The sequence below is a fragment of the Serratia sp. CoH_134_PS_4 genome (assembly GCF_058190535.1).
Genome location: NZ_JBXWKI010000003.1, coordinates 81,301 through 93,777 on the forward strand (window position 1 = coordinate 81,301; position 12,477 = coordinate 93,777).

At 52.9% G+C, this 12,477-nt stretch carries 12 protein-coding genes and 2 tRNA genes; 10 read left to right on the forward strand and 4 right to left on the reverse strand.

All coding sequences use genetic code 11. The features are described from left to right. Window positions 1–18 precede the first annotated feature (18 nt). Genes pmrB through dacB form a run of 3 tightly spaced genes read right to left on the reverse strand, consistent with a single transcriptional unit; the run spans window position 19 to window position 3,184 of the window. Window positions 19–1,083, reverse strand: a complete 1,065-nt coding sequence (gene pmrB, locus AC2FCQ_RS07365; RefSeq protein ID WP_490307961.1) for a two-component system sensor histidine kinase PmrB — start codon at window positions 1,081–1,083, stop codon at window positions 19–21. Then, on the reverse strand, window positions 1,080–1,742 hold the full coding sequence (pmrA, locus tag AC2FCQ_RS07370; protein WP_209634341.1) for a two-component system response regulator PmrA: 663 nt from the start codon (window positions 1,740–1,742) through the stop codon (window positions 1,080–1,082). Before pmrA ends, pmrB begins: the two co-directional genes overlap by 4 nt. Before the next feature lie 8 nt (window positions 1,743–1,750). After that, the gene (gene dacB / locus AC2FCQ_RS07375) at window positions 1,751–3,184 is read right to left on the reverse strand and encodes a serine-type D-Ala-D-Ala carboxypeptidase (protein ID WP_400767683.1); all 1,434 of its coding nucleotides are present in this window, start codon (window positions 3,182–3,184) and stop codon (window positions 1,751–1,753) included. A 256-nt stretch (window positions 3,185–3,440) separates the two neighbouring features. On the opposite strand from dacB, the gene greA reads away from it, so the two are divergent. Next, on the forward strand, window positions 3,441–3,917 hold the full coding sequence (greA, locus tag AC2FCQ_RS07380) for a transcription elongation factor GreA (RefSeq protein WP_209634345.1): 477 nt from the start codon (window positions 3,441–3,443) through the stop codon (window positions 3,915–3,917). A gap of 114 nt (window positions 3,918–4,031) precedes the next feature. Here the strand turns inward: greA and yhbY are convergent, their stop codons facing one another. Further along, window positions 4,032–4,325, reverse strand: a complete 294-nt coding sequence (gene yhbY / locus AC2FCQ_RS07385) for a ribosome assembly RNA-binding protein YhbY (protein WP_004933536.1) — start codon at window positions 4,323–4,325, stop codon at window positions 4,032–4,034. A 144-nt stretch (window positions 4,326–4,469) separates the two neighbouring features. On the opposite strand from yhbY, the gene rlmE reads away from it, so the two are divergent. The 9 genes from rlmE (at window position 4,470) to nusA (ending at window position 12,456) form a co-directional block, all read left to right on the forward strand. Next, window positions 4,470–5,099: a 23S rRNA (uridine(2552)-2'-O)-methyltransferase RlmE gene (gene rlmE, locus AC2FCQ_RS07390; RefSeq protein WP_012004940.1), complete on the forward strand. Its 630-nt coding sequence runs from the start codon at window positions 4,470–4,472 to the stop codon at window positions 5,097–5,099. 56 nt (window positions 5,100–5,155) lie between these two features. Beyond that, entirely contained in the window at window positions 5,156–7,087 is a 1,932-nt protein-coding gene (gene ftsH / locus AC2FCQ_RS07395; protein ID WP_037423171.1) for an ATP-dependent zinc metalloprotease FtsH, read from the forward strand. 100 nt (window positions 7,088–7,187) lie between these two features. Beyond that, a complete protein-coding gene (gene folP, locus AC2FCQ_RS07400; protein WP_209634347.1) occupies window positions 7,188–8,021 on the forward strand; it encodes a dihydropteroate synthase in 834 nt (277 codons plus the stop codon). A 7-nt stretch (window positions 8,022–8,028) separates the two neighbouring features. After that, window positions 8,029–9,366, forward strand: a complete 1,338-nt coding sequence (gene glmM, locus AC2FCQ_RS07405) for a phosphoglucosamine mutase (protein WP_490307962.1) — start codon at window positions 8,029–8,031, stop codon at window positions 9,364–9,366. A gap of 253 nt (window positions 9,367–9,619) precedes the next feature. Continuing rightward, on the forward strand, window positions 9,620–9,955 hold the full coding sequence (secG, locus tag AC2FCQ_RS07410; protein ID WP_020824951.1) for a preprotein translocase subunit SecG: 336 nt from the start codon (window positions 9,620–9,622) through the stop codon (window positions 9,953–9,955). Window positions 9,956–10,032: 77 nt separating this feature from the next. Further along, window positions 10,033–10,119, forward strand: a tRNA-Leu gene (locus AC2FCQ_RS07415). Between the two features lie 60 nt (window positions 10,120–10,179). Then, window positions 10,180–10,256 (forward strand) — tRNA-Met (locus tag AC2FCQ_RS07420). A 217-nt stretch (window positions 10,257–10,473) separates the two neighbouring features. Continuing rightward, the gene (gene rimP / locus AC2FCQ_RS07425; protein WP_004952852.1) at window positions 10,474–10,926 is read left to right on the forward strand and encodes a ribosome maturation factor RimP; all 453 of its coding nucleotides are present in this window, start codon (window positions 10,474–10,476) and stop codon (window positions 10,924–10,926) included. Between the two features lie 21 nt (window positions 10,927–10,947). After that, on the forward strand, window positions 10,948–12,456 hold the full coding sequence (gene nusA / locus AC2FCQ_RS07430) for a transcription termination factor NusA (protein WP_012004946.1): 1,509 nt from the start codon (window positions 10,948–10,950) through the stop codon (window positions 12,454–12,456). The last annotated feature ends 21 nt before the right edge of the window (window positions 12,457–12,477 follow it).

The following is a 12,477-nucleotide window of genomic DNA, read 5'->3' on the forward strand; positions in this document are numbered from 1 at the left end:
GCCCTTTTTTTATCGACACTATTTATTTAGCACGTTTTCCGGTAGCCAGCATTGGGCATTCAGCCCGTGGGTATCCTGGCGGTTTTCCATCGTCAGGCGCCCTTGGTGCAGCTGCACGATACGGGTCACTATATTTAGCCCCAATCCACTGCCGCCGTAGCGCTGGTCCATACGACGAAACGCCTGGGTGAGTTCGCCAACCATTTTTTCTTTGATTCCCGGGCCTTCATCAATCACTTGCAGCAAATAACCGTGCTTCTGCGCGGCAAGCTGTACCCGAATACTGCTGCCTTCTGGGCTGTAACGGTGGGCATTTTCCACCAAATTACGCAACAACAGGCGCAACAGGACAGGGTCACCATGAACCGGCGCGGTTTCAGGCAATTGCCATTGCAGTATTTGCTCGCGCTGGGCGACCAATTCCTCAAGCTCTTCCTGCAGCGGTTGGATCACGTTGTTTACCCAGTCGAACTGTTGGTAATGGCCGCTGGCAAAATCTTGCCCGGCGCGCGCGAGCATCAGTAATTGTTCGACGGTGTGCATCAGCTGGTCAATGCGGGCAATTAACGGGCCGCTTTGTGGAATGCCCTGTTTTTCCATGAGTTCCAGATGCAGCCGAATCCCTGCCAGCGGCGTGCGCAGTTCGTGTGCGGCATCGGCGGTAAAGAGCCGCTCTTGCTGAATAGTGTTATCCAGTCGTGAAAACAGTTGGTTGAGTGTGGTGGTAACCGCCATCATTTCAAGGCTGTCACTGCTGAGCGGGAGTGGCGTCAGATTATCGGCGGAACGCTTCTCCAGCCGTTCCTGCAATTGATTGAGTGGCCGGATAATCCAACTGATAGCCCAAAATGAGGCGAGCAGCGTGACTATCATCATGATTAACGAGGGGGCAAGTAGCGAGGCGATGGCTTCGGCGATCTCCGTATCGACACGTTCGGTACGCACTTTAGCCGACAGGGTTTCATCTACCAGAAAGCTGATTTGCTCCTGGCTTTCGTGCCAAAGCCAAAATGCGCTAATAAGCTGGGTGACCAAAAGGATCAGCGCCAGCATCAATAACAGACGGCGGCGCATGCTGATCATGATGAAGACTCCAGGCGGTAGCCGATGCCACGTACGGTACGGATACGGTCCTTACCTAATTTGCGGCGCAGGTTATGAATATGCACTTCTAGCGTGTTAGAGCCCAAATCATCCTGCCAGGTATAAAGATCCTGCTGTAACAACTCGCGGTTGACCGTTTGGCCGGCGCGCATCATCAGGCGTGACAGAATGGCGAACTCTTTCGGTGTGACTTCCACCGGCTGTTGCTGAACATAGACTTGTTGGCTGGAAAGATTGAGCTGGAGATCATCCAACTGCATCAGATTGTCACTGTGGCCCTGATAGCGGCGAATTAAGGCGCGTACACGCGCTTGCAGTTCAACCAACGCAAAGGGTTTTACCAGGTAATCGTCAGCACCGGCGTCCAGCCCATCAACACGGTCTTCAAGGGCATCGCGAGCCGTCAGAATGAGTACCGGCAGGTCAACTTGTTGACGACGCCACTGCCGCAGCAGACTGGCGCCATCCATGTCAGGCAGACCCAAATCGAGGATGATCATGCTGTACTGGCTAGTAATGAGCAGGGCGTTGGCCTCCGCCGCCGTCGCGGCGCAGTCGCAAGCATAGCCTTCCCCTGCTAATGCCAGCGCCAATCCTTGTTGCAGGAGCTCATCGTCTTCCACAATCAGCAGTTTCATCATAACCCTCAGTTATTCTGATAAATATCCCGGTACAGGCGACTTTCAAAACGCACCAATGGAGCGCGGCGCTGTTTTTGATCTTCCGGCGGTACGGCATAACCTGACAGATACTGTACGAATGCAAAGCGCTGACCGCTGGCGGTTGTAATGAACCCGGCCAGATTATATACGCCTTGCAGCGCACCGGTTTTTGCAGAAACCTTACCGTCAACGCCGGCTTCGTGTAACCCGCCGCGGTAGCGCAGGGTTCCGTCGTAGCCTGACAGCGGTAGCATCGAAATGAAGTTCAGCTCATTGTCATGCTGCGCAATGTACTGAAGCGCCTGCATCATGGTCGCTGGGGCCAGCAGGTTATGGCGTGATAACCCTGAACCGTCCACGACGATGCTATTGCCCAGATCAACACCGGCCTTCTGGCGCAGCACTTGACGTACGGCATCGGCGCCGGCACGCCACGTTCCTGGGACACCAAAACGTTCATGCCCGATCGTCCGGAATACGGTATCGGCGATCATGTTGTCCGATTTCTTCAGCATGATCTTCAGCAGGTCGTGCAGCGGTGCTGACTGCGTTTGTGCTATCACGGTCCCTTTCAGCCCTGGCTGGGTCTGGCGCTTTAGGTGGCCGTCTACCTGGATGCCAGCCTGTGTCAGCTCATCTTTCAGGATGGCTCCGGCATAGCTGGCACCATCCTGGATAGCGAAGGCCAGCGGCAATGGATCGCTGCGCTGGGTCAGACAGCCAGTCAGAGTAAAGCGGTTCAATTCGCCGGGTACCACATCCAGCTCACAATATTGAGCATCCGCAGAGCCTTTCGCCAGCGTGCGCACCTGGCTGAACATATTGACCGGGTAATAAGAGGCCACGCGAATAAAGGCCATATCGCCCGGATTCGGCGCGCTGTAGAGCGACACCGAGAAGCAGTTGCGATCGACAATCGCCGCGGCCGGCGGTGCGCTGAAACACTGCGTCAGATCGTTCCACGGCCAACCGGGAGCTTTGTCATGGCTGGCGAATACGGACGTATCGACCAGCACATCACCGGTAATTTGCCGCACACCCTGCTTTTTCAGTATGGCGACCATATTGCGCAGGTTCTGGCGCTTAAAGGTGGGATCGCCGCTGAAGCGGGCAATCAAATTGCCGCGCAAAACGCCGTCGCTGATATCGCCTTGGCTCTCCAGCGTGGTCGTGAAGCGGTAATCGGGGCCGAGCTGCAACAATGCAGCCAGCGCGGTCAGCACTTTTTGGGTACTGGCCGGTAACGCCATTTGCTGTGAATGATAATCGATGGTCGGCGTATCGGCGCCGATCTTCTGAACTACCAGGGCAAGGTTGGCCCCATCAGGCAAATATTGTGTGTAATCTTCAACCGGGGCCGCATTCGCATTTAGAACAAATGCGCAAGCCAATGCACTGACAATTCGTGAAAAACGCATAATCTCGGGATAACAGCTGGATAACGTGCCGTCATACTACGGTGCATTCAGGGAAAAAGTAAACGATGACCCTCAAGGAACTCTACGCTAAAATGCGTATCAAAATGCAAAATCGATCCTGACTTGGGCTAGTGTCCCGAGTCAGGCTTCTTTTGTTTATCGCCTGGAGGCGGCGGGCACGTACCCCCCGTTTTTTCATACGAACACGTCAGGATGACGGCTATTTGAACAGGAAAGATTTAGAGGTATTTACACGATGAAACAGATTCCGATGACCTTGTTTGGCGCAGAAAAACTGCGCGAAGAGCTCGAATTTTTGAAAAGTGTGCGCCGTCCGAAAATCATTGCGGATATCGCTGACGCCCGTGAACACGGCGATTTGAAAGAAAACGCAGAGTACCATGCCGCGCGTGAGCAGCAGGGATTCTGTGAAGGGCGTATCCAGGAAATTGAAGCCAAGCTGTCGAACGCGCAGGTGATCGATATCACCAAGATGCCCAATAATGGCCGCGTGATTTTTGGCTCCACCGTTTCGGTGATGAACCTGGATAGCGAAGAAGAAGTGACTTACCGTATCGTTGGCGACGACGAAGCTGATTTCAAGAAAAATCTGATTTCGGTCAATTCCCCAATGGCGCGCGGTTTGATCGGCAAAGAGCAAGATGATGTTGTTGTGATAAAAACACCGGGCGGCGATGTCGATTATGAGATCTTGAAGGTTGAATATCTCTGAATATTCGCTATTCGTTCAGAAATTCGCCAGGGTTTTGTAAAGAAAGGAAAAAGGCCGCACGCGGCCTTTTATCTGAATCAGGTGCATGGCACCTTTTCGTTAACCCAATGCTTATTAACGCGGTAGACTGATCTTGCGCTCTTTAGACGGGCGGTAAAGAATAAGCGTACTGCCGATAACTTGCACGTTGCAGGCACCCGTTTCACGCACGATAGCGTCGGCGATCAGGGTTTTGGTTTCGCGATCTTCAGCAGCGATTTTTACCTTGATCAGCTCATGATGCTCCAGAGCCTGTTCAATTTCAGCCAGCACCCCTTCGGTGAGACCGTTATTACCCAGCATGACAACCGGTTTTAACGGATGCGCCAGGCCTTTCAGGTGCTGTTTTTGTTTATTATTCAGATTCATTGTCTTTTTTGCTTAAGTTGGGATTGAAAACGGTACATTCTACCGCCATCTCATGTATATCACCAAATCGGTCTTCACCGGTGTGAGTCTACAAGAGCTGCGAACCTGACATTAAGACTCTTTTTATGATAGTTGGAAAACGAGATGGCTAATAAAAAGCGTTCTGCTAGCTCCAGTCGCTGGTTACAAGAACACTTTAGCGATAAATATGTGCAACAGGCGCAGAAAAAAGGGCTGCGTTCGCGCGCCTGGTTTAAACTTGATGAAATACAGCAGAGTGACAAACTGTTTAAACCTGGCATGACCGTAGTGGACTTAGGTGCGGCGCCGGGCGGTTGGTCGCAGTATGTCGTGACCCAGATCGGCGGTTCCGGCCGCATCATCGCCTGTGATATTTTGCCAATGGATCCTATCGTTGGCGTCGATTTCCTTCAGGGCGATTTTCGTGATGAACTGGTGCTCAAGGCTCTGTTGGAACGTGTAGGTGAAAGCAAGGTTCAGGTAGTCATGTCTGACATGGCTCCGAATATGAGTGGCACTCCGGCCGTCGATATTCCAAGATCGATGTATCTGGTGGAATTAGCACTGGGAATGTGTCGTGATGTCCTCGCACCAGGCGGAAGTTTCCTGGTGAAGGTGTTCCAGGGAGATGGTTTTGACGAGTACCTACGGGAAATTCGCTCCCTGTTTACGAAGGTTAAGATTCGTAAGCCAGACGCTTCCCGCGCACGTTCGCGCGAAGTGTACATTGTAGCGACAGGGCGCAAGCTGTAGTACCCTAACGCTGTTTGTTAACACAGTTGTAATATGAGGTTAATCCCTTGAGTGACATGGCGAAAAACCTAATTCTCTGGTTAGTCATCGCGGTAGTGTTGATGTCTGTATTCCAGAGCTTTGGGCCCAGCGAGTCGAATGGCCGTAGGGTGGATTACTCTACCTTCATGTCCGAACTGACCCAAGATCAGGTTCGCGAAGCGCGAATCAACGGACGTGAAATTAACGTTACCAAGAAAGACAGTAACAAATACACGACCTACATCCCTGTCAACGATCCTAAGTTGCTGGATACGTTGTTAACCAAGAATGTGAAAGTTGTTGGTGAACCGCCTGAAGAGCCGAGTTTGCTGGCTTCTATATTTATTTCATGGTTCCCAATGCTGTTGCTGATCGGGGTTTGGATCTTCTTCATGCGGCAAATGCAGGGCGGCGGCGGCAAAGGCGCGATGTCCTTTGGCAAGAGCAAGGCCCGCATGCTGACTGAAGACCAGATCAAAACCACCTTTGCTGACGTTGCAGGTTGTGACGAAGCGAAAGAGGAAGTGAGCGAACTGGTTGAATACCTGCGCGAGCCGAGCCGCTTCCAGAAATTGGGCGGTAAGATCCCTAAAGGTGTGCTGATGGTTGGCCCTCCAGGGACCGGTAAAACGCTGCTGGCGAAAGCGATCGCCGGTGAGGCAAAAGTGCCGTTCTTCACCATTTCCGGTTCCGACTTCGTCGAAATGTTTGTGGGTGTTGGTGCTTCTCGTGTGCGTGATATGTTCGAGCAGGCGAAAAAAGCCGCACCGTGCATCATCTTTATCGATGAAATCGACGCCGTTGGTCGCCAGCGTGGCGCCGGTCTGGGTGGCGGTCACGATGAACGTGAGCAAACGCTGAACCAGATGCTGGTTGAAATGGATGGTTTTGAAGGCAACGAAGGCATTATCGTCATCGCTGCAACCAACCGTCCAGACGTGCTTGACCCGGCATTGCTGCGTCCAGGCCGCTTCGACCGTCAGGTGGTTGTTGGCTTGCCAGATGTACGTGGTCGTGAACAGATCCTGAAGGTGCATTCACGTCGTGTACCACTGGCTCCAGATGTTGATGCTTCCGTGCTGGCACGTGGTACTCCGGGCTTCTCGGGCGCCGATCTGGCCAACCTGGTCAACGAGGCCGCGCTGTTTGCTGCCCGTGGCAATAAACGTGTCGTGTCGATGGTTGAGTTTGAAAAAGCCAAAGACAAGATCATGATGGGGGCAGAACGCCGCTCCATGGTGATGACCGAAGCGCAGAAAGAGTCGACCGCGTATCACGAAGCAGGCCACGCCATTATCGGTCGTCTGGTTCCTGAACACGATCCGGTGCACAAGGTAACGATTATTCCTCGTGGCCGTGCATTGGGTGTGACCTTCTTCCTGCCGGAAGGTGACGCGATCAGCGCTAGCCGTCAGAAACTGGAGAGCCAAATCTCTACTCTGTATGGCGGTCGTCTGGCTGAGGAAATCATTTACGGGCCAGAGAAAGTCTCTACCGGTGCGTCGAACGACATTAAAGTGGCAACCTCGATTGCCCGTAACATGGTGACCCAATGGGGCTTCTCCGAGAAGCTGGGGCCACTGTTGTATGCGGAAGAAGAGGGCGAAGTGTTCTTGGGCCGTTCCGTCGCCAAGGCGAAGCACATGTCTGACGAAACTGCGCGCATTATCGACCAGGAAGTTAAATCCCTGATCGAACGCAACTACATTCGTGCGCGTGCGTTGTTGATGGAAAACATGGACATCCTGCATTCTATGAAGGATGCCTTGATGAAGTATGAAACCATCGATGCGCCACAGATCGACGATCTGATGAACCGTAAAGACGTGCGTCCGCCAGCGGGTTGGGACGATGCGGGTAAAGGCAGCAATTCCGACAACGGCGGCACACCAAAAGCCCCAACGCCGGTTGATGAACCACGTACGCCAAACCCAGGCAATACCATGTCTGAACAGCTAGACAAGTAACTTTAGCTGTGTAATAACATCGAACCCCGGCATGCCGGGGTTTTTTATTGCCCGGTGGGCAGTAAACCAGGCAATCAGGCAATAGTAAGGTGAATTAGCCATGCAGTTAACCGTGCGAGACATGACTCTCGATCTTTCCCACCCAAGGGTGATGGGGATCCTCAATGTAACTCCGGATTCTTTTTCTGACGGCGGTAAGCACAACCAGCTCAATCAGGCGTTGCTACATGCACATGCGTTGATTTCGGCCGGTGCGACCATGATTGATGTGGGGGGTGAGTCGACCAGACCGGGAGCGTCAGAGGTCAGTGAAGAGGAGGAGATCGCACGGGTAGTGCCGGTAGTCGAGGCGATAGCTCAGCGTTTTGAAGTCTTTATCTCTGTGGATACCTCGAAAGCCGGGGTGATTCGCGAGTCGGCCCAGGCGGGCGCACACCTGATCAACGACGTTCGTTCGCTGCAAGAACCGGGTGCGCTGGCGGCGGCGGCAGAAAGTGGCCTGCCGGTGTGCCTCATGCACATGCAAGGTGAGCCGCGTACCATGCAGCAAGCGCCACACTACGATGATCTTATCGGCGATGTGCATGCATTTTTCCAACGACATATTGAACGTTGTCATGCTGCCGGTATTACAAATCAGAAATTGCTGCTCGACCCAGGATTCGGTTTCGGTAAGAATTTAGCGCACAATTATCAGCTTCTGGCCAGATTGTCAGAGTTTCATCGTTTCGGCCTGCCGCTATTGGTAGGGATGTCGCGCAAGTCGATGATTGGACAACTGCTGAATGTACCGCCTGATCAGCGAGTTATCGGCAGCGTGGCCTGTGCGGTGATCGCCGCCATGCAGGGCGCACAGATTGTCAGAGTGCATGACGTTAAAGAAACCGTCGAGGCGATGCGTGTCGTCGAGGCAACACTTTCAGCTAAAGGATGACAGAGACATGAGCGAGCGCAAATATTTTGGTACTGACGGCATTCGTGGCAAGGTCGGTGATAGCCCGATTACCCCTGATTTCGTTCTGAAACTTGGCTGGGCGGCGGGTAAAGTATTGGCACGTCACGGTTCACGTAAAATTATTATCGGCAAAGATACCCGTATTTCCGGTTATATGCTGGAGTCGGCGCTGGAAGCGGGGCTCGCAGCTGCAGGGTTGTCTGCCTCCTTTACCGGCCCCATGCCAACGCCGGCGGTGGCATACTTGACGCGGACCTTCCGTGCGGAGGCCGGTATTGTGATCTCGGCATCGCATAACCCGTTTTACGACAATGGCATCAAATTCTTCTCCATTGACGGGGCGAAGCTGCCAGACCACGTCGAAGAAGCCATTGAAGCTGAAATGGAAAAACCGCTGACCTGTGTCGAATCCTCAGAATTGGGTAAAGCCAGCCGAATTATCGATGCAGCGGGTCGTTATATCGAATTCTGTAAAGGTACCTTCCCGAGCGAACTGAGCCTGAAGGGCCTGAAAATTGTGGTGGACTGCGCCAACGGCGCGACTTATCACATTGCACCTAGCGTTCTGCGTGAACTGGGCGCCACGGTGATTGCTATCGGCGTTGAGCCGGATGGCATGAACATCAATGAAAAATGTGGTGCCACAGACGTGCGTCAACTGCAGGAGCGCGTGCTGCTGGAAAAGGCACATGTCGGTCTGGCGTTTGATGGCGACGGTGACCGCGTGATGATGGTGGATCACTTGGGCAACAAGGTTGATGGCGACCAGATTCTCTACATCATTGCCCGTGAAGGGCTGCGTCAGGGGCAACTGCGCGGTGGCGCTGTCGGCACGCTGATGAGCAACATGGGGCTGGAGCTGGCACTGAAACAGCTGGGCATCCCGTTTGCGCGCGCTAAAGTTGGCGACCGCTATGTACTGGAAAAGCTGCAGGAGCTGGGCTGGCGCATCGGCGCAGAAAACTCAGGCCATGTGATCCTGCTGGACAAAACCACCACCGGCGATGGCATTGTGGCCGGGCTACAGGTGCTGACTGCCATTGTTCGCAATAACATGAGCCTGCATGATCTGTGCAGCGGCATGAAATTACTTCCGCAGATTCTGGTCAACGTGCGCTTTGTCGGTGAGCACAACCCGCTGGAGTCTGAAGACGTGCGTAAAGTTACCGAGCAGGTTGAAGCTGAATTGGCGGGTCGTGGCCGCGTGCTGTTGCGTAAATCGGGTACTGAACCTTTGATCCGTGTGATGGTGGAAGGTGAAGATGAGCAGCAGGTTACTGCGCTGGCGCATCGCATTGCTGATGCGGTGAAGTCTGCGGGTTAATTGACCATTACTGCGTTCCGGGGGCACTAAGTGTCTCCGGAAATCACAGCCTGCGAATTTTATTGGTGTTTTTTTCTGCAAACGCGCCAGTGGCTGCAAATTGCCCTTGCGCGGTTTGGCGCCTTTGGTTAGTATTCACACCCGCTTCAGTGGGCAGTTTGATATAACGCCTGCGACTTCTTAATAGAAATAGAAGCCTTTGGGGTGTGAAGCATTTGGCACGCGGTGAAGCCGCAAGGATACGGGTACAACTATGTACGAAGCTCTTCTGGTAATTTTCCTGCTGATCTCAATCGGGCTGGTTGCTCTGATTATGCTGCAGCAAGGTAAAGGCGCTGATATGGGAGCCTCATTCGGAGCAGGTGCATCTGGCACATTGTTCGGTTCGAGTGGTTCCGGTAACTTCATGACCCGCATGACAGCTGTGCTGGCGACGTTGTTTTTCGTCATCAGTCTGATCTTGGGCAACCTGAGCACCAACCAGAGCAAGAAAGGCAGCGAGTGGGAAAATTTGGGTCAGCCAGTGAAATCTGAGCAGACTACCGCGCCGGCAGCACCAACCAAACCGAGCAGCGATATCCCGCAGTAAGCGCCAAGCAGTAACAGAGTTTGAAAACGGTTGTTGTTACCTCATATAAATAACAGCCGTTAGCAGTAAGAATCAGTACCGAGGTGGTGGAATTGGTAGACACGCTACCTTGAGGTGGTAGTGCCCTAACGGGCTTGTGGGTTCGAGTCCCATCCTCGGTACCAAATCCCAGAGATAACTTGCAATTTTGCGATTATCGGCGTAATATTTGCCACGTTTTCGGACGCGGGGTGGAGCAGCCTGGTAGCTCGTCGGGCTCATAACCCGAAGGTCGTCGGTTCAAATCCGGCCCCCGCAACCACTTTCCTTTAAGTGTTTATTTTCAAATACACTTTTCGATTGAATTCCGCTTTTCTCGATCAACATTTGAAAATGACACTTGTTAGAAAGTTGCACCGAAGCCGCTTAGCGGCAAACAGGGTCCAGTTGCATAAAGCCCCGAATTTTCGGGGTTTTTTGTTATTTGGCAACAGAATCACTGGGCTATTAGGCCCTTTTTTTATGTCTTGGGGGTGGGCTTGTCCACATTAGAGCAAAAATTAACAGAGATGCTTTCGGCACCGGTAGAAGCGTTGGGCTTTGAACTTGTAGGCATCGAATTTATTCGTGCGCGCCAATCGACGCTCCGTATCTATATTGATAGTGAAAACGGCATCAATGTTGACGATTGTGCTGATGTCAGCCACCAGGTCAGCGCTGTATTGGACGTTGAAGAGCCAATCACAGTCGCTTACAACTTGGAAGTCTCCTCTCCTGGCCTTGATCGCCCGATGTTCACCGCAGAGCACTATACGCGTTTCCTCGGTGAAGAAGTCAGCCTGGTCCTGCGCATGGCCGTACAGAACCGTCGCAAATGGCAGGGCATTATTAAGTCTGTCGATGGCGAGATGATCACGGTTACTGTGGAAGGGAAAGATGAAGTGTTCGCGCTGAGCAATATCCAGAAAGCGAACCTGGTACCCCACTTTTAAAGTTTGGATGAGGCAACTAGGATGAATAAAGAGATTCTGGCTGTTGTTGAAGCTGTTTCCAATGAAAAATCCCTTCCGCGTGAGAAGATTTTCGAAGCGCTGGAAACCGCATTAGCCACCGCCACCAAGAAAAAATACGAGCAGGAAATCGAAGTTCGCGTCAGCATTGATCGCAAAACTGGCGATTTCGATACCTTCCGCCGTTGGGTCGCCGTAGATGAAGTGACTCAGCCGACGCGTGAAATCACGCTGGAAGCTGCACAGTATGAAGAGCCAGGCATTGAGCTGGGCGGTTACATCGAAGATCAGATTGAGTCTGTTACCTTTGACCGTATCACCACTCAGACTGCGAAACAGGTTATCGTACAGAAAGTACGCGAAGCTGAGCGCGCCATGGTTGTTGATGCTTTCCGTCAGCACGAAGGTGAAATCGTCACCGGCGTGGTGAAAAAAGTTAACCGTGACAGCATTGCGCTGGATCTGGGTAGCAACGCTGAAGCAGTGATCGGTCGTGAAGACATGCTGCCACGCGAAAACTTCCGTCCGGGCGACCGCATCCGCGGCATCCTGTACGCTGTTCGTCCTGAAGCCCGTGGTGCGCAGCTGTTTGTCAGCCGCTCCAGCGCCGAGATGCTGAAAGAACTGTTCCGCATCGAAGTACCGGAAATCGGCGAAGAAGTTATCGAAATTAAAGCGGCAGCCCGTGATCCTGGCTCCCGTGCAAAAATTGCAGTGAAAACTAACGACAAGCGTATCGACCCTGTCGGTGCTTGCGTCGGTATGCGCGGTGCGCGCGTTCAGGCCGTTTCGAGCGAGCTCGGCGGTGAACGTATCGACATCATCCTGTGGGATGATAACCCAGCGCAGTTCGTCATCAACGCTATGGCGCCAGCTGATGTTGCCTCTATCGTGGTTGATGAAGATAATTGCACTATGGACATCGCCGTTGAAGCCAGCAATCTGGCACAGGCGATCGGCCGTAATGGCCAAAACGTGCGTTTGGCATCCCAGCTGTTAAAACAACATCGTGACGATGACCGTTGGGAACTGAACGTGATGACGGCGGACGATCTGCAGGCCAAGCATCAGGCCGAAGCTCATGCCGCCATTGATACCTTCACCAAGCATCTTGATATTGACGAAGATTTCGCCACCGTACTGGTTGAAGAAGGCTTCTCTACTCTGGAAGAGTTGGCTTACGTGCCAATCAAAGAGTTGCTGGAAATCGACGGTCTGGATGAAGATATGGTTGAAGCGTTGCGCGATCGCGCCAAAGCTGCATTGACCACGCTGGCCCTGGCACAAGAAGAAAGCCTGGGCGACCAAAAACCTGCTGATGATTTGCTCAACCTGCCGGGTCTTGAGCGCAGCATGGCCTTTAAACTGGCCGCGCGTGGGGTTTGTACGCTGGAAGATCTTGCCGAGCAGGGTGTTGACGATCTGGCTGATATTGAAGGGCTTAGCGATGAGCAAGCCGGCGAGCTGATTATGGCCGCACGTAATATCTGTTGGTTTGGCGACAACGCGTAATAAACTGTAGCAGGAAGGAAC

What these genes read in the sequence shown, in the direction of transcription:
- pmrB (WP_490307961.1), bottom strand. Translation starts at nt 1,083, where the DNA reads ATGATCAGCATGCGCCGCCGTCTGTTATTGATGCTGGCGCTGATCCTT.
- pmrA (WP_209634341.1), bottom strand. Translation starts at nt 1,742, where the DNA reads ATGAAACTGCTGATTGTGGAAGACGATGAGCTCCTGCAACAAGGATTG.
- dacB (WP_400767683.1), bottom strand. Translation starts at nt 3,184, where the DNA reads ATGCGTTTTTCACGAATTGTCAGTGCATTGGCTTGCGCATTTGTTCTA.
- greA (WP_209634345.1), top strand. Translation starts at nt 3,441, where the DNA reads ATGAAACAGATTCCGATGACCTTGTTTGGCGCAGAAAAACTGCGCGAA.
- yhbY (WP_004933536.1), bottom strand. Translation starts at nt 4,325, where the DNA reads ATGAATCTGAATAATAAACAAAAACAGCACCTGAAAGGCCTGGCGCAT.
- rlmE (WP_012004940.1), top strand. Translation starts at nt 4,470, where the DNA reads ATGGCTAATAAAAAGCGTTCTGCTAGCTCCAGTCGCTGGTTACAAGAA.
- ftsH (WP_037423171.1), top strand. Translation starts at nt 5,156, where the DNA reads ATGGCGAAAAACCTAATTCTCTGGTTAGTCATCGCGGTAGTGTTGATG.
- folP (WP_209634347.1), top strand. Translation starts at nt 7,188, where the DNA reads ATGCAGTTAACCGTGCGAGACATGACTCTCGATCTTTCCCACCCAAGG.
- glmM (WP_490307962.1), top strand. Translation starts at nt 8,029, where the DNA reads ATGAGCGAGCGCAAATATTTTGGTACTGACGGCATTCGTGGCAAGGTC.
- secG (WP_020824951.1), top strand. Translation starts at nt 9,620, where the DNA reads ATGTACGAAGCTCTTCTGGTAATTTTCCTGCTGATCTCAATCGGGCTG.
- nusA (WP_012004946.1), top strand. Translation starts at nt 10,948, where the DNA reads ATGAATAAAGAGATTCTGGCTGTTGTTGAAGCTGTTTCCAATGAAAAA.